This is a genomic window from Goodfellowiella coeruleoviolacea (assembly GCF_024171785.1).
Classification (GTDB): domain Bacteria; phylum Actinomycetota; class Actinomycetes; order Mycobacteriales; family Pseudonocardiaceae; genus Goodfellowiella; species Goodfellowiella coeruleoviolacea.
The window spans coordinates 91,591-106,644 of the sequence record NZ_JAMTCK010000005.1 but is presented as its reverse complement, the minus strand read 5'-3'; the positions used below and the strand labels follow the sequence as shown (position 1 = coordinate 106,644).

The following is a 15,054-nucleotide window of genomic DNA, read 5'->3' as shown; positions in this document are numbered from 1 at the left end:
GCATTCGCCTCAGCCGCGTTGGCCTCAGTCGCCTTCGCCGCGGCGGTAGACCACACCGTCGGCCGCGGGTGGCCGCAGCCGCTGCGACGCCACCGCCAGCACCACCAGGGTGAGGAAGTGCGGCAGGTAGGTGGTCAGCTCGCTGGGCAGCTCGTCCACGGTCCAGTACAGCGTGTACAGCAGGGCCGCGGCCACCAGGCTCACCCCGGCCGCCAGCCAGCGGCGCCGGAACAGCTGCACCAGCACGAGCACGCCCAGCAGCAGCACCACCCCGTAGACCAGGGCCAGCACCGTCTGGCCGCCGCTGCTCAGCTGCAGGCCGTCGGAGTAGCCGAACAGGGCCGCGCCACCCAGCAGCCCACCGGGCCGCCAGTTGCCGAAGATCATCGCGGCCAGACCGATGTAGCCGCGGCCGTTGGTCTGGTTCTCCAGGAACCCGGCCTGCCCGGGGTTGAGCACCAGGGTCGCGCCACCGATGCCGGCCAGCGCGCCCGACGCCACCACCGCCAGGTACTTGTGCAGGTACACGTTGACCCCCAGCGACTCGGTGGCCACCGGGTTCTCCCCGCACGAGCGCAGCCGCAGGCCGAACCGGGTGCGCCAGAGCACCAGGTAGGTGACGGGCACCAGCAGGATGCCCAGCATGGTCAGCGGGGACACGCCGGTGACCAGCCCGCGCAGGATGCCGGCCACGTCCGCGATGCCCACCCGCTGGGTCGCCTCCAACTGGGCCAGCCAGTCGGACAGGCCGGCCGCCGAGTAGGTCTCGAACTTGGGCACCGGGGGCGATTCCCTCGGGTTGTGCGACAGCGGCTGGAAGATCAGCGTGGACAGGTACTTGGTCACGCCGGCGCCGAGCAGGTTCATCGCCACACCGGACACGATGTGGTTCACCCCGAAGGTCACCGTGGCCAGCGCGTGGATCAGCCCGCCGAGCGCGCCGAACACGGCCGCGGCCAGCAGCCCCACCCACGGCCCCCAGTAGTAGCCGCCCCAGGCGGCCCCCCAGGTGCCGAAGATCATCATGCCTTCGAGGCCGATGTTGACCACGCCGGCGCGTTCCGCCCACAGCCCGCCCAGGCCGGCGAGCAGGATCGGCAGGGCCAGCCGCACCGCGGTCTGCGTGGTGCTGGACGAGGTCAGCTGCGGGATGTTGGTCAGGTAGGCGGTGGTGGACAGCACGGTCACCGCGACCGCCACCCACAGCATCCCGGTCGCCCAGCCGGGCAGCCGGCGCCGGGGCGGGGTGAGCGTCCTGGTCATCGGGGCGGCCGAGGGGTTCTCCCCGCCCGAGGTGGTCGTCGCGGCCACTCACACACCCCCCGCGCTCGCGCCGGCCGGCTGGCCGGGCGCCCCGCCGTTGCCGGAGTTCTGCCGGCCCACCCGGCGCTGCTCGGCGGCCAGTTCCAGGCGGCGCACGATCTCGTAGGCCACCACGACCGAGAGCACGATGGTGCCCTGCATGATCGTCACGATCTCCTTTGGCACGCCCACGTTGTCCAGGGCCAGCGCGGACTTGTCCAGAAACGCCCACAGCAGCGCGCCCAGGGCGACCCCGCCGGGGTGGTTGCGGCCGAGCAGGGCCACGGCGATGCCGGTGAACCCGTAGCCGGTCGGCGAGGTGATCAGGTAGGTGTGGTCGCGGCCGAGCAGCTCGGGCATGGTGACCAACCCGGCCATCGCACCGGACAGCAGCATGGCCACCAGCACCATGCGCTTGGCGTTGACCCCGCCGGCCGAGGCCGCGGTGGCCGACTCGCCCGAGGCGCGCAGCTCGAAGCCGAACCGGGAGCGGTTCATCATCACCCAGTAGCCCACGCCCACCGCTGCGGCCAGCAGCACCAGACCGAACACCGTGCCGTTCGACCCGAACGAGATGCCGGGCACCCAGCCGGTCTCGGCGATCTCGGCGGTGCCGATGTTGTTGCCGCGCAGCACGCCGAACGCGTCCTGGCTGATCAGGAACGCCACCACGCCCGCGGCGATGGCGTTGAGCATGATCGTGGCGATGACCTCGTTGACGCCCCTGGTCACCTTGAGGATCGCCGGGATCGCCGCGTAGGCGGCACCGGCCAGCGCGGCCACCACGATGATCACGGCCGCGTGCAGCCCGGCCGGCAGGCTGATCGCGCCGCCGACGATGGCCGCCACCACCGCGCCGACCCGGTACTGGCCCTCCACCCCGATGTTGAACAGGTTCATCTGGAAGCCGATGGCCACGGCCAGGCCGGCCAGGTAGTACACGGACGCGCTGTTGACGATGTCCACCGCGGTGGTGCCCTCGCCGACCTGCGCGACCATCGCGGTGAGCGCGCTGGCCGGGTTGCCGCCGGAGACCAGCAGCGCGATCGAGCACAGCAGCGCCGCGAACACGATGGCCAGCACCGGTGGCAGCAGTTTGCCCCGCACCACGTTCATCCGCGCTCACCTCCCTCGCTGTCTGCCACTTCGCTGTCTGCTGTGGACGAACCGGTGCCCGGTCCGTCCGATGTGGACCCGCCGTGCGCCCCGGTCGGGACGTCGGTGGTGGCCCCGGTCATGGCCGAGCCCAGTTCCTCGGGGGTGACCGAGGCCGGGTCGGCGTCGGCGACCAGCCGGCCCCGGAACATCACCTTGATGGTGTCGGACAGGCCGATCAGCTCGTCCAGGTCGGCCGAGATCAGCAGCACGGCCAGCCCGCCGGCGCGGGCCGCCCGGATCTGGTCCCAGATCAGCGCCTGCGCGCCCACGTCCACCCCCCGGGTGGGGTGCGAGGCGATCAGCAGCGCCGGGTCGGCGGACAGCTCCCGACCCACCACCAGCTTCTGCTGGTTGCCCCCGGACAGGGCGGCGGCGGCCACGTCGATGCCGGGCGTGCGCACGTCGAACTCCTCGACGATGCGCCGGGTGTCCTGTTTGGCCCCGGCCAGGTCCAGCCACTGTCCACGGGAGACCGGCGGCCGGGTCTGGTGGCCCAGCACCCGGTTCAGCCACAGCGGCTGGGTGAGCAGCAGCCCGTGCCGGTGCCGGTCCTCGGGCACGTACCCGATGCCGGCCTCGCGGCGGTGCAGCGTGGTCAGGTTGGTCAGCTCGCGGGTGGTGCCGTCCCGGCCGGTCAGCCACACCCGGCCGGAGCTGGCGTGGCGCATGCCCATGACCGTCTCGACCAGCTCGGTCTGGCCGTTGCCCTCCACGCCGGCGATGCCCAGCACCTCACCGGAGCGCACCACCAGGTCGATGCCGTCCAGCACGGCCCGTCCCGAGCCGTCCTCGGCCAGCAGGGACAGCCCCTCGACCCGCAGCACCACCTGGTCGGTGACGGTGGACTCCCTGGTCTCCGGGCTGGGCAGGGCGGAACCGACCATCATCTCGGCCAGCTGCCGGGAGCTGACCGACTTCGGGTCGGCCGTGCCCACCGTGGTGCCGCGCCGGATCACCGTGACGCTGTCCGCGATCGCCCGCACCTCGTCCAGCTTGTGCGAGATGAACAGGAACGTGTACCCCTGCTCGCGCATGCCGCGCAGGGTGTCGAACAGCTCGTCGACCTCCTGCGGCACCAGCACCGCGGTGGGTTCGTCCAGAATGATGATGCGCGCGCCCCGGTAGAGGACCTTGAGGATCTCCACCCGCTGCCGGTCGGCCACGCCGAGGCGTTCGACCAGCGCGTCCGGCTCCACCCGCATGCCGGTGCGCTCGGCCAGCTCGACCAGCCGGCGCCGGGCCCGCGCGCCGATGCCGTGCAGGCGCTCGGCGCCCAGCACCACGTTCTCCAGCACGGTCAGGTTGTCGGCGAGCATGAAGTGCTGGTGCACCATGCCGATGCCGGCCCTGATCGCGTCGGTGGGGGAGCGGAAGCGGACCGGCGCGCCGTTCACCTCGATGGTGCCCTCGTCCGGGTGCTGCATCCCGTAGAGGATCTTCATCAGGGTGGACTTGCCGGCGCCGTTCTCCCCGCACAGCGCGTGCACCTCGGCGTGCCGCACGGTCAGGTGCACGTCGCTGTTGGCGACCACTCCGGGGAAGCGTTTGGTGATCCCGGAGAGCACGACGGCGGGTGGCGCCTCGCCCGCTCCGGCCGCCACTGGCGCGGCGGAACTGCTCATCCTTGCGGCTCCTTGCTGTTGCGGCTGTCACCTGTCCCGCAAGCAGGCGACGGGCCCGGGCAGTGGTTGTGGCTGCCCGGGCCCGCGTGCTCACCCGCTCATGGGGCTCCTCGCCTCGACGCGTCAGTTGCCCGGCGTGTCCTTGACGGTGATCTTGCCGTCGACGATCTGGCCCTTGTAGCCGTCGAGCACGTCCTTGATGTCGTCGACCTTGCCGCCGGAGGTGGAGTAGCCCACGCCGTCCGACTTGAGGTCGAACACCTTCGGCAGGGTGGACACGTCACCCTTGGCCACGGCCTTGACGTAGTCGTACACGGCCACGTCCACCCGCTTGATCATCGACGTCATGATGACGTCCTTGAAGTCGGCCACGGTGGCCTGGTTGTACTGGTCCGAGTCCACGCCGATGGCCAGCGCGTTGGCGGTCTTGGCCGCCTCGAACACGCCCTTGCCCGAGGCGCCGGAGGCGTGGTAGAGCACGTCGGCGCCGGCGTCGATCTCGCCCTTGGCGACCACGTTGCCCTTGGGCGGGTCCTGGAAGCCGCTGTTGTCGCCGGCCGGGGTCAGGTACTTGCTCTCGATCTTGATGTCCGGGGCCGCGGCCTTGGCGCCCTGGATGTAGCCGGCCTCGAACTTCTTGATCAGCGGGGTCTCCACGCCGCCGACGAAGCCGATGTGGCAGCTCTTGCTCTTGTAGGCGGCGGCGACGCCGGCCAGGAACGAGCCCTGCTCCTCGGCGAAGATCAGCGGGGTCACGTTGGGCGCGCCGTCCACGGTCGCGTCCACGATCGCGAACTTGGTGTCCGGGAACTGCGGGGCCACCGCCTTGAGCGCGTCGCTGTAGGCGAAGCCGACCGTGATGATCGGGCTGTAGCCCTCGCTGGCCAGCTGGCGCAGCCGGGTCTGCTTGGCGTCCTCGGACTCCTGCGGGCTGGCGGTCAGCTCCTTGGTGTTGTCCTTGCTGACGCCCAGCTTGCTGATGGCCATGTCCAGACCGGCCGCGGCGGCGTCGTTGAACGACGCGTCACCCCGACCGCCGATGTCGTAGGCCAGGCCGACCTTCAGCTTGCTGCCGTCCACCTGCTCGTCCTGCGCGGAGCTGGACGCGGTGGTGGAGGCGGCCGGCGGCTTGGGCGCGAGCGTGCAGCCCGTCTTGTTGCCGGTGTTGCCGGCTCCGTTGTTCTGGGTGCCGGTGTCCCTGGCACAGGAGGCCAGGGACAGCGCGCTGGTCAGCGCGACCGCCGTGACCACGAGCCCACGCATGCGACGACGCACGGCTCATCTCCCTCTCTGCTCGGTGAGAAGCACGTCCCGACCCTGCCGATGCTCGACCCTGCGACCAGGTCCGTTGGGCGTTGTCGAGGTTCTGAGTCGCGAACCGTACCTGGTGGACCGGGGCCGCTCACATCGACCGGCCCGCGCGTGACCTAATCGTTGGCCCGGCAACCCAGCGCGCACAGCGCGGAGTAACCGCAGCGTGTCCCCGGGTTACCCACGGGTTGCCCGGTCAACCCGAAACCCGGTGACTACATTGGCCGTCAGCCACCCAACGGCACGGGCCCGCATCGAGGAGAGTGGACCAATGGACCCCGCGGACCAGGAGCGGTGACGCGTGCGGGTGAGCGTGCCCCACGAGTGGCCTGAATCGGTTGAGCGGGCCGAGGCGCTGCAACGGGAACTGGCCCCGCTGGTCGATCCGACCACACCGGACGGACTGACCGTGACCACCGCCGCCGGACTGGACGTGGCCTACGCCGAGGAGGGCGACCTGCTGGTCGCCGCCGTGGTGGTGCTGGACGTGGCCAGCCTGGCCGTCGTCGACTCGGCCACCGCGCTGGCCGCGCCGGCTTTCCCCTACGTGCCAGGGCTTTTCGCGTTCCGGGAGCTGCCGCCGCTGCTCGGCGCGCTGGAGCGGCTGTCGGTCACCCCGGACCTGCTGCTGGCCGACGGGCAGGGCCTGGCCCACCCGCGCCGCTTCGGCCTGGCCTGCCACCTGGGGCTGGTCACCGGGCTGCCCACCGCGGGCGTGGCCAAGACACCGATGACCGCCCACCCGCCGCCCGGCCCGAACCGGGGTGACCACGCGCCGCTGACCGACGACGGCGGGCGCGAGGTGGGGCGGGCGCTGCGCACCCGGTCGGGGGTCAAACCGGTGTACGTGTCCGTGGGGCACCGCATCGACCTGGACCGGGCCTGCGCCGAGGTGCTGCGGCTGTGCCCGCGCTACCGGCTGCCCGAGACCACCAGGGCCGCCGACCAGCTGTGCCGGGCCGCGCTGCGCGAGGCCAGCCACCAGGACCGGCCCCACCAGGCGTGAGCCGGAGCGCGGCGGATTCCACCCAAACGTGTACAGCCGTGTTCCATCGATCACAGAGCGGGGCGGCTATTGGGTCGACTGGAGCACGCGGGGCTAGCATCCGGTGAGTCAAGGTCCCGTACAGAGTATTGACGGGCAACAGTCCACCAGTGACGTTGGAGGCCGTTCACCATGGCCAGCACCTCCGCCGCGACGGCGGATGTAACCGAGCGGGCGGGCAGTTCTCGCGGCGGCGGGAGGCTCTACCGAGGCGACCTGGGTATGTGGTCGTGGGTGCTGCACCGGATCACCGGTGTGGCGACGTTCTTCTTCCTGTTCGTCCACGTGCTGGACACCGCACTGGTGCGGGTGTCGCCCAACGCCTACGACCGCGCCATCGAGCTGTACAAGAACCCGGTCGTGAACCTGATGGAGGTCGGGCTCGTCGGCGCGGTGCTCTACCACGCGCTCAACGGCGTCCGCGTGATGCTGGTGGACTTCTGGTCCAAGGGCACCAAGTACCAGCGCGGCATGTTCTGGACCATCGTCGGCGTCTGGCTCGTGGTGATGATCCCCGGCGCCTACTTCATGCTGCAGCGCACCATCACGGACTTGTTCGGGGGCAACTGAGATGGCGTTGACGACGGAGCAGCCGCTCACCATTGACAAGCCCCGGTCCTCGGGCCGGCCGGCCGCGCGGCGCAGCAACTTCGAGCTGTACAGCTGGCTGTTCATGCGGCTGTCCGGCCTGCTGCTGGTCGTGCTGGTGCTCGGCCACCTGCTCATCATGAACATCCTCGACGACGGGGTGCACCGGATCAACTTCGGATTCGTCGCCGGTCGCTGGGCCAGTCCGTTCTGGCAGCTGTGGGATCTGGCGATGCTGTGGCTGGCCGAGATCCACGGCACCAACGGCCTGCGCACGGTCATCAACGACTACGCCCGCAAGGACGCCACCCGGTTCTGGCTGAAGATGCTGCTGTACACGTCCATGGTGCTGATCCTCGCGGTCGGCACGTTCGTGATCTTCACCTTTGACCCGAACATCGGGGACTGACGCCACCACCACGAACCCGACCGTGCGGGCCAGGGAGAAGAAGCCGCAATGCAGTTCCACAAGTACGACGTCGTGATCGTCGGCGCGGGCGGCGCCGGCATGCGCGCGGCCATCGAGGCCGGGCAGCGCGCCCGGACCGCCGTGCTCACCAAGCTCTACCCCACCCGCTCCCACACCGGCGCGGCACAGGGCGGCATGTGCGCCGCACTGGCCAACGTCGAGGAGGACAACTGGGAGTGGCACACCTTCGACACGATCAAGGGCGGTGACTACCTGGTCGACCAGGACGCCGCCGAGATCATGGCGAAGGAGGCCATCGACGCCGTCCTCGACCTGGAGAAGATGGGGCTGCCGTTCAACCGGACCCCCGAGGGCAAGATCGACCAGCGGCGGTTCGGCGGCCACACCCGCAACCACGGTGAGGCGGCCGTGCGCCGGGCCTGCTACGCGGCCGACCGCACCGGCCACATGATCCTGCAGACGCTGTACCAGAACTGCGTCAAGCACGGGATCGAGTTCTTCAACGAGTTCTACGTGCTCGACATCTGTCTCACCGAGACGGACGAGGGCCCGGTCTGCACCGGCGCCATCGCCTACGAGCTGGCCACCGGCGAGCTGCACGTGTTCCAGGCCAAGGCCGTGGTGTTCGCCACCGGCGGTTTCGGCAAGGTCTTCAAGACCACGTCCAACGCGCACACCCTCACCGGTGACGGCATGGGCGTGGTCTTCCGCAAGGGCCTGCCCCTGGAGGACATGGAGTTCTACCAGTTCCACCCGACCGGCCTGGCCGGCCTGGGCATCCTGCTCACCGAGGGCGCCCGCGGTGAGGGCGCCATCCTGCGCAACGCCTCGGGTGAGCGGTTCATGGAGCGCTACGCCCCCACCATCAAGGACCTGGCGCCGCGCGACATCGTGGCCCGGTCCATGGCGCTGGAGGTGCTGGAGGGTCGGGGCGCCGGCCCGAACAAGGACTACGTGCTGCTGGACTGCACGCACCTGGGCGCCGAGGTGCTGGAGACCAAGCTGCCGGACATCACCGAGTTCGCCCGCACCTACCTGGCGGTCGACCCGGTCAAGGAGCCGGTGCCGGTCTACCCGACCGCGCACTACGCCATGGGCGGCATCCCCACCAACGTGCACGCGGAAGTGTTGCGGGACAACGAGAACGTGGTCCCCGGCCTGTACGCAGCCGGTGAGTGCGCGTGCGTGTCCGTGCACGGCGCCAACCGGCTGGGCACCAACTCGCTGCTGGACATCAACGTGTTCGGCCGTCGCGCCGGCATCGCCGCCGCCGAGTTCGCCGCCAACCACGACTTCGTGGACCTGCCGGAGGCCCCGGCCAAGCTGGTCGAGGACCAGCTGGCGCTGCTGCTGTCCGAGCACGGCCAGGAGCGGGTGGCCGACATCCGCACCGAGCTGCAGGCCACGATGGACGCCAACGCCTCGGTGTACCGCACCGAGGAGACCCTCAAGCAGGCGCTGCACGACGTGCAGGCGCTCAAGGAGCGCTACGCCCACATCACCGTGCAGGACAAGGGCAAGCGGTTCAACACCGACCTGCTCGAAGCGGTCGAGTTGGGCTTCCTGCTGGAGTTGGCCGAGATCCTGGTGGTCGGCGCGCTGGCCCGCAAGGAGTCCCGCGGCGGGCACGCCCGCGAGGACTACCCCAACCGGGACGACACCAACTTCATGCGGCACACCATGGCCTACAAGCAGGGCGAGGGGCTGACCGCCGACATCCGGCTGGACTACAAGCCCGTGACCTTTACCCGGTACCAGCCGATGGAGCGCAAGTACTGATGACCGCGTCCACCACCAGCCCCACTGATCAGACCACGTCGGGCTCGCGCGGCACGACGCCGCCGGTGCCCGAGGGCGCCGTGGCCGTCACGGTGAAGATCCGCCGGTTCAACCCGGAGGTCGACCCGGAGCCGTACTGGCAGTCCTTCGAGGTGCCGGCGCTGCCCACCGACCGGGTGCTCAACCTGCTGCACTACGTGAAGTGGTACCTGGACGGCACGCTCACCTTCCGCCGCTCCTGCGCGCACGGCATCTGCGGCTCGGACGCCATGAAGATCAACGGCGTGAACCGGCTGGCGTGCAAGGTGCTGATGAAGGACCTGTTCGCCGGGGACGGCAAGCAGACCACGGTCACCATCGAGCCCATCAAGGGCCTGCCGGTGCACAAGGACCTGCTGGTCGACATGGAGCCGTTCTTCGAGGCGTTCCGGGCGGTCAAGCCGTACCTGATCGCCTACGGCAACGAGCCCACCCGGGAGCGGTTGCAGTCGCAGGCCGACCGGGCCCGGTTCGACGACACCACCAAGTGCATCCTGTGCGCCTGCTGCACCACGTCGTGCCCGGTGTACTGGACCGAGGGCTCCTACTTCGGCCCGGCCGCCATCGTCAACGCGCACCGGTTCATCTTCGACAGCCGCGACGAGGGCGCCGAGGAGCGGCTGGACATCCTCAACGACGTGGACGGGGTGTGGCGCTGCCGGACCACGTTCAACTGCACGGACGCCTGCCCCAGGGGCATCCAGGTCACCAAGGCCATCCAGGAGGTCAAGCGGGCGCTGCTGTTCCGCCGCACCTGAGCCGACGGCCGCGGCGACACGGCGACAACGGTGACACGAGAAGGGGCGTCAGGCTGGTCGGCCTGGCGCCCCTTCCGCTTGTTCCAGCCCTCACCCGGCGGTGCCGGGTGAGCCGCTGCCTCCGCGGCCGGCTGCCCTGCCCAGCCGCCGCGAAGTGACCGTGCGACACCGGTTCCCGATCCGGGTGCGCCGGGCTCGCACGGTCGGTTGATCGTCAGGGGATCAAGATCCGTTACCGGGCACCGCGCCAGCCGGGGTTCACCGGGTGGTGCGTCCCCGACCGGGGTGCCCGGCGGCGGTGCGGCTCACCGCCAGAACACGGCCAACCCGACGTTGAGCACGACCAGGCCGAGCATGGTGGGCGCCAGCCAGGTGGGAATGCGCTTGCGGTTGACGTTGGCGACGGCCAGCACGCCGATCACGATGAGCACCACCATCTTCACGCCGAGTTTCGCGTGGTTGTAGTCGGCGTGGGTCAACGGCATCAGCCCGTACAGCGCCGCGCCGGTGAGCAGTTGCAGCGCGGAGCCGTGCAGCCAGCCCTTGTTCAGCGGCGCGTCCGCGCCGGCCCGGCGCTGCACGAAGAACATGGCCACCAGCAGGGACATGCCGAGCAGGTGCAGGAACACCAGCAGTAGCCGGACGAATTCCACGGGTGAAGCCTCCTTGGTGTGGTGGTCAGGAGCGCGGCCGGTAGCTCGCCCGAGCATTCTCCCAATATGTAGTGCGTCTACTTACGTCGGCTCGCCGCGAATCCGCGCCACCCCAACACCCCGATCGTGGTGCCCAGCACCAGCGAGACGATCACCAGAACGAGGTGCACGGTGAAGAAGCCGGTGGGGCCGTTGTCCCAGGACCTGGGGTCGTTCCAGATGTTGCGGAGGAACGTCGGCCAGATGATCCACGACCACACCGCGAACGCGAGCAGAAACAGCGATGCTCCACGGGAAAGCTTCACAACAGTGAGTATCCGCCGTGGTGGGTGTTCGTCACTCAACCGGGGTGGCTAGCCTGGATTCCGTGCCTGACAAAGCCCGCCGGCCCGTTGTTGCCCTGGTCCTCTCCTTCAGCGCCCTGGTGACCGCTGCCGTGCTCGTCGCGCCAACCGGCACAGCGGCCCCCCTCCGGCCACTGGCGGCCGCGCCGTCGTCATCGGTCCAGCCGACCTCCTCCAGCGGCTCCGCCAGCGGCTCGGCCACCGGGACGGCGGGCGGGGACACCGCCCCGGTCGACAACTCCACCTGCCAGTGGCGGGAAACGCCGCCCCCGCCGGTGGACACCTCGGAGAAGCCGGCACCCGGCGCGGCCACGCCAACGCCGCTGCCCGTGCCCGCCACACCCGTCGGGGGTGACCGGATGGGCCAGTGCGGTCTCGTCCTGCCCCCCAACGCCCAGCAGCCGCCGGACGGCATCTCGGCCGCCTCCTGGCTGATCGCCGACCTGGACAGCGGCGACGTGCTGGCCACCACCGACCCGCACGGCCGGCAGCGGCCGGCCGCCCTGGTCAAGGTGCTGCTGGCCAACGTGGTGCTCAAGGAGCTGAACCTGGCGGCCACGGTCACCGCCACGGCCGAGGACGCCAACCAGGAGGGCTCGAAGACCGGCCTGGTGGCGGGCGTCGGCTACACCGTGGAGCAGCTGCTGCAGGCACTGCTGATGGACTCCGGCAACGACGTGGCCCACGCCCTGGCCCGCCAGCTGGGCGGCACCACCGACGCGGTGCGCAAGATGAACGCGATGGCCAAGGAACTCGGCGCGCTGGACACCCGGGTGGCCACACCGTCCGGACTGGACGGTCCGGGCATGGTCACCTCGGCCTACGACTCCGGGCTGATCTTCCGCACCGCCATGGCCAACCCGAAGTTCAAGGAGGCACTGGCCACCGAGCGGATCACGCTGCCGGGCAAGAGCGGCAAGACCGTCCGGGTCGTCAACGACAACAAGCTGCTGGCCAGCTACGACGGCGCGCTGGGCGGCAAGTCCGGTGCCACCGACGACGCCGGCAGCACGTTCGTGGGCGCGGCCGAGAAGGACGGCCGCCGCCTGCTGGTGGTGCTGCTGCGCGGCGACCCCGCCAAGGTCCAGATGCACGTGCAGGCCAGCCGGCTGCTCGACTACGGCTTCGAGCTGAGCACTGCGAACATGCCGGCGGTGGGCGTGCTGGTCGACGAGGCCCCGACCGCCACCAACGCCGCCCAGTCCGACGGCACCCGCGACGCCGCCCAGCAGGCCGCCGGCCAGCCCGCCCCCGACCAGATGTCGGTGGCGTTCGGCAACGTGGGCATGCCGCTGACCGTGGCCGCCGGCGTGTTCCTGGTGGTCGCCCTGCTGATGTACCTGCGCAAGCGCCGGGCCCGCGCGGCCAGGGCGGCCCGCGCCGCCGCCGGCAACCGGCCGTGATCCCTTCCACCTCCCCCACGGCGGCGGGGTAGTACCCACCCCGGTGGGGGAGATCCCCGTACGGCCCGCGCACGCTCCGGCCACACGCCGTTGTCCTCGGCCCACCGGCCCGCCAACACTGGGGCGCACAGGCGGACGCCACCGGCAGAGCCGAGGAGCGGACATGACCGGGCAACTGGACGTGATCGAGCCGAAGCACTCGGTCGCCAACCTGACCGCGGCCCAGCAGGACCTGCTTGCCAGGACCGCCGACGAGGAGCAGCGCTCGGTGCTCTACCGGGAACTGCTCCGCGCGCGCCGGCTGCCCGCGCCCACGGACCTGTCCGTCGCCGAGAACGTGCTGCTGGCCGGCCAGTTGCGCGAGTACGTGTTCGACGAGCTGAACGCGCTGCCGACCAGCGCCATGCGGTACGCGACCAGTTACGGCACGGACAGCGAGGGCGGGCTGCGCGGCCTGGTGGCCGAGCGGCTGACCGACTCGCTGGGCGCGACCGTGCGCGCGGACGACGTGTTCGGCACGGCGGGTGTGGCCTCGGCGCTGGAGTGCGTCGCGCTGGCCCTGCAGGAGCCGCTGCGGGACAAGCCGGTGGTGGTGCCGACGCAACGCTCGGCTCGGCCCAGGGTGCCGGTGCCCCGACGCAGTCCGGTGCTGCTGCCGGCACCGTTCTGGCAGGGCTTCTACTGGTCCTTCGAGCAGGTGCCCAAGCTGCGGTGCGTGCCGGTCCACCTGGAACACGCCGGCGCGGAGAACTTCCGGCTGACCCTGGCCGACATCCAGCGCGCCTACTACCGCCTTGACCGGCACAACCGGCCCAAGCTGCTGGTGCTGACCAACCCGCACAACCCGCTGGGCGTGAACTACGACGAGGGCCTGCTCGAATCCGTCTACCACTGGGCACTGTCCGAAACGGACATGCACATCGTGTCCGACGAGATCTACTGCCACTCGCAGCTGCTCGGCGCGCTGCCGCCGTTCGTCAGCGCACTGGCCCTCAACGCCACCCAGCGGGCGCCGGAGCGGGTGCACGTGGTGTGGGGCTTCGCCAAGGACTTCGGCCTGTCCGGGTTCCGCACCGGCTTCGTCATCTCCCGCTCGCCGCACGTGCGCCAGGCCATGCTGGGCACCAGGGGCACGGCGAAGTCGATCCGGTCGCTGGCCTGGTTCACGCCGTTCGACTCGCTCAAGCAGTTCGCCATCACCACCCTGCTCACGGCCGACGGCGGCGACTTCTGGGACACCGCGGTCGAGAGCTACCAGGCGGACCTGACCGACTCGTTCCGCGCGGTCGCCGAGGTGCTGGACGGCTACGGCATCCGGTACGTGCGCGGGGAGGACGCCAACACCGCCCAGTTCGTCTGGCTGGACCTGCGCGAGTTCCTGCCGGCGGACGAGCCGCCCGAGATCACCCCGGCGAACGCGCTGCTGTTCGGTGACCCCACGCTGCGGCCGACCCCGGAGGAGCGGCTGGCCGAGCACCTGCTGGCCCGTGCCGACGTGAAGCTGCTGCCCGGCACCACCCTGTCCTGCGCGTGGCCCGGCTACTTCCGGCTCTGCTTCACCGCCTGGGAGCAGCGGACCGTGGTGGCCGCGGTGGACCGGATGTGCCGGGTGCTCACCGCGCTCGGCCGCGGCTGAGCCGCACCGACGCGGACGGCCGCCCCCGAGGACTCCCGGGAGCGGCCGTCGGCCTGGTGCGCGCGGTCCGATCAGACCTTGCTCTGCTGCTGGTCGCGGTAGTCCTTCAGGTCGGTCATGAACTTGCCGTCGTCCTTCTTGTGCTCGTTCTGGGTGGCCGAGATCTCCTTCCAGATCTCGTGCACCTCGTGCATGACATTACCGGTGGGCACCTCGCGCCCGCCGATCTTGATCGTCCCGCCGGGCGCGGCAACGCCCTCGAAGTTCTTCACCCAGCGGGCGAAGTCCTCGGCCCGCTCCGGGGTCCAGCCGAACTTGTTCACGAGCTTGTCGACCATCTTCTGGTGCGGCGCCTTCTCGAGGTCCTTGAGGGCGGTCTTGAAGTCGTCCCACCGCTCCTTCCAGGTCTTGCCCGCGTTGCCCGCACCCGAGCCGGCGCTGCCCGCGCCGTTACCGGCACTGCCGGTGTTGGTGCCCGCGTTGCCGCCGGCAGCGGACCCGGAGCCGCTGTTGCCGGTGCCCGCGTTGCCGCCGGCACCAGACCCGGAGCCGCTGTTGCCGGTGCTGTGCGCACCGCCGCTCGCGCCACCGGAGCCGGTGTTGCCGCCACCCACCGAGGGGGGCGGACTGGCCGCCCCGGCACCGGATCCACCGGCGGTGCCGGTGGTGGTGCCGGAGGTGGTGGTGCTGGTGGAGTTGGTGCCGGTGGTGGGCGGGGTGTTGACCTTGCCGCCGGCACCGGCGGTGCTGGTGGTGGCGCCGGACGTGGTGGAGCCGGCGGTGTTGCTGCCCGTGGTGGGCGGGGTGTTGACCTTCCCGCCGGCACCCGCGGCGTTGCTGCCGCCAGCACCCGTGCCCGGCGTCGTAGCCGGGCCGCGCGTGGTGGGCGGCGGGGTGATCGGTGCGCCACCGCCCGTGGCCGTACCCGCGGTGGGGGTGGGCGGCGCGGCGTTGCTGCCGGTGGTGGGTGGCGTGTTGATCTTGCC

The 15,054-nt window shown here is 70.7% G+C and carries 13 protein-coding genes and 1 pseudogene; 7 read left to right on the top strand and 7 right to left on the bottom strand.

Features of this window, described 5'->3' with window-relative positions; all coding sequences use genetic code 11:
• Positions 1-24: 24 nt before the first annotated feature.
• The 4 genes from LX83_RS11965 to LX83_RS11950 all read right to left on the bottom strand — a co-directional run bounded on the left by LX83_RS11965 (position 25) and on the right by LX83_RS11950 (position 5,345).
• The gene (locus tag LX83_RS11965; protein ID WP_253771123.1) at positions 25-1,263 is read right to left on the bottom strand and encodes an ABC transporter permease; all 1,239 of its coding nucleotides are present in this window, start codon (positions 1,261-1,263) and stop codon (positions 25-27) included.
• 48 nt (positions 1,264-1,311) lie between these two features.
• Entirely contained in the window at positions 1,312-2,418 is a 1,107-nt protein-coding gene (locus LX83_RS11960; protein ID WP_253770406.1) for an ABC transporter permease, read from the bottom strand.
• The gene (locus LX83_RS11955) at positions 2,415-4,082 is read right to left on the bottom strand and encodes an ABC transporter ATP-binding protein (protein WP_253770404.1); all 1,668 of its coding nucleotides are present in this window, start codon (positions 4,080-4,082) and stop codon (positions 2,415-2,417) included. The genes LX83_RS11960 and LX83_RS11955 overlap by 4 nt, the downstream gene beginning before the upstream one ends.
• Before the next feature lie 123 nt (positions 4,083-4,205).
• Positions 4,206-5,345 carry a BMP family lipoprotein gene (locus tag LX83_RS11950; RefSeq protein WP_253771121.1) on the bottom strand — a complete coding sequence of 380 codons (1,140 nt, stop codon included), beginning with the start codon at positions 5,343-5,345 and terminating at the stop codon, positions 4,206-4,208.
• A gap of 349 nt (positions 5,346-5,694) precedes the next feature.
• Between LX83_RS11950 and LX83_RS11945 the strand changes: the two genes are divergently transcribed.
• The 5 genes from LX83_RS11945 (at position 5,695) to LX83_RS11925 (ending at position 10,032) form a co-directional block, all read left to right on the top strand.
• Positions 5,695-6,399 (top strand): endonuclease V, encoded by a 705-nt coding sequence (locus tag LX83_RS11945; RefSeq protein ID WP_407649533.1) that lies wholly within the window; start codon positions 5,695-5,697, stop codon positions 6,397-6,399.
• A gap of 171 nt (positions 6,400-6,570) precedes the next feature.
• Entirely contained in the window at positions 6,571-7,008 is a 438-nt protein-coding gene (gene sdhC / locus LX83_RS11940; protein WP_253770402.1) for a succinate dehydrogenase, cytochrome b556 subunit, read from the top strand.
• A 1-nt stretch (position 7,009) separates the two neighbouring features.
• Positions 7,010-7,435 carry a succinate dehydrogenase hydrophobic membrane anchor subunit gene (locus LX83_RS11935; protein ID WP_253770400.1) on the top strand — a complete coding sequence of 142 codons (426 nt, stop codon included), beginning with the start codon at positions 7,010-7,012 and terminating at the stop codon, positions 7,433-7,435.
• 48 nt (positions 7,436-7,483) lie between these two features.
• The gene (gene sdhA, locus LX83_RS11930; RefSeq protein ID WP_253770398.1) at positions 7,484-9,235 is read left to right on the top strand and encodes a succinate dehydrogenase flavoprotein subunit; all 1,752 of its coding nucleotides are present in this window, start codon (positions 7,484-7,486) and stop codon (positions 9,233-9,235) included.
• On the top strand, positions 9,235-10,032 hold the full coding sequence (locus LX83_RS11925; RefSeq protein WP_253770396.1) for a succinate dehydrogenase iron-sulfur subunit: 798 nt from the start codon (positions 9,235-9,237) through the stop codon (positions 10,030-10,032). Before sdhA ends, LX83_RS11925 begins: the two co-directional genes overlap by 1 nt.
• Before the next feature lie 305 nt (positions 10,033-10,337).
• Here the strand turns inward: LX83_RS11925 and LX83_RS11920 are convergent, their stop codons facing one another.
• A complete protein-coding gene (locus tag LX83_RS11920) occupies positions 10,338-10,685 on the bottom strand; it encodes a hypothetical protein (protein ID WP_253770394.1) in 348 nt (115 codons plus the stop codon).
• Between the two features lie 77 nt (positions 10,686-10,762).
• The gene (locus LX83_RS11915; protein ID WP_253770392.1) at positions 10,763-10,990 is read right to left on the bottom strand and encodes an SCO4848 family membrane protein; all 228 of its coding nucleotides are present in this window, start codon (positions 10,988-10,990) and stop codon (positions 10,763-10,765) included.
• Between the two features lie 62 nt (positions 10,991-11,052).
• On the opposite strand from LX83_RS11915, the gene LX83_RS11910 reads away from it, so the two are divergent.
• Both LX83_RS11910 and LX83_RS11905 read left to right on the top strand, forming a co-directional pair.
• Complete coding sequence (locus LX83_RS11910) at positions 11,053-12,432, top strand: D-alanyl-D-alanine carboxypeptidase family protein (protein ID WP_253770391.1); 1,380 nt, start codon at positions 11,053-11,055, stop codon at positions 12,430-12,432.
• 163 nt (positions 12,433-12,595) lie between these two features.
• Positions 12,596-14,068, top strand: a complete 1,473-nt coding sequence (locus tag LX83_RS11905) for an aminotransferase class I/II-fold pyridoxal phosphate-dependent enzyme (RefSeq protein WP_253770389.1) — start codon at positions 12,596-12,598, stop codon at positions 14,066-14,068.
• Positions 14,069-14,139: 71 nt separating this feature from the next.
• Here the strand turns inward: LX83_RS11905 and LX83_RS11900 are convergent.
• Positions 14,140-15,054: pseudogene (locus LX83_RS11900) on the bottom strand (hypothetical protein); the annotation flags it as partial.

What these genes read in the sequence shown, in the direction of transcription:
- LX83_RS11965 (WP_253771123.1), bottom strand. Translation starts at nt 1,263, where the DNA reads ATGACCAGGACGCTCACCCCGCCCCGGCGCCGGCTGCCCGGCTGGGCG.
- LX83_RS11960 (WP_253770406.1), bottom strand. Translation starts at nt 2,418, where the DNA reads ATGAACGTGGTGCGGGGCAAACTGCTGCCACCGGTGCTGGCCATCGTG.
- LX83_RS11955 (WP_253770404.1), bottom strand. Translation starts at nt 4,082, where the DNA reads ATGAGCAGTTCCGCCGCGCCAGTGGCGGCCGGAGCGGGCGAGGCGCCA.
- LX83_RS11950 (WP_253771121.1), bottom strand. Translation starts at nt 5,345, where the DNA reads ATGCGTGGGCTCGTGGTCACGGCGGTCGCGCTGACCAGCGCGCTGTCC.
- sdhC (WP_253770402.1), top strand. Translation starts at nt 6,571, where the DNA reads ATGGCCAGCACCTCCGCCGCGACGGCGGATGTAACCGAGCGGGCGGGC.
- LX83_RS11935 (WP_253770400.1), top strand. Translation starts at nt 7,010, where the DNA reads ATGGCGTTGACGACGGAGCAGCCGCTCACCATTGACAAGCCCCGGTCC.
- sdhA (WP_253770398.1), top strand. Translation starts at nt 7,484, where the DNA reads ATGCAGTTCCACAAGTACGACGTCGTGATCGTCGGCGCGGGCGGCGCC.
- LX83_RS11925 (WP_253770396.1), top strand. Translation starts at nt 9,235, where the DNA reads ATGACCGCGTCCACCACCAGCCCCACTGATCAGACCACGTCGGGCTCG.
- LX83_RS11905 (WP_253770389.1), top strand. Translation starts at nt 12,596, where the DNA reads ATGACCGGGCAACTGGACGTGATCGAGCCGAAGCACTCGGTCGCCAAC.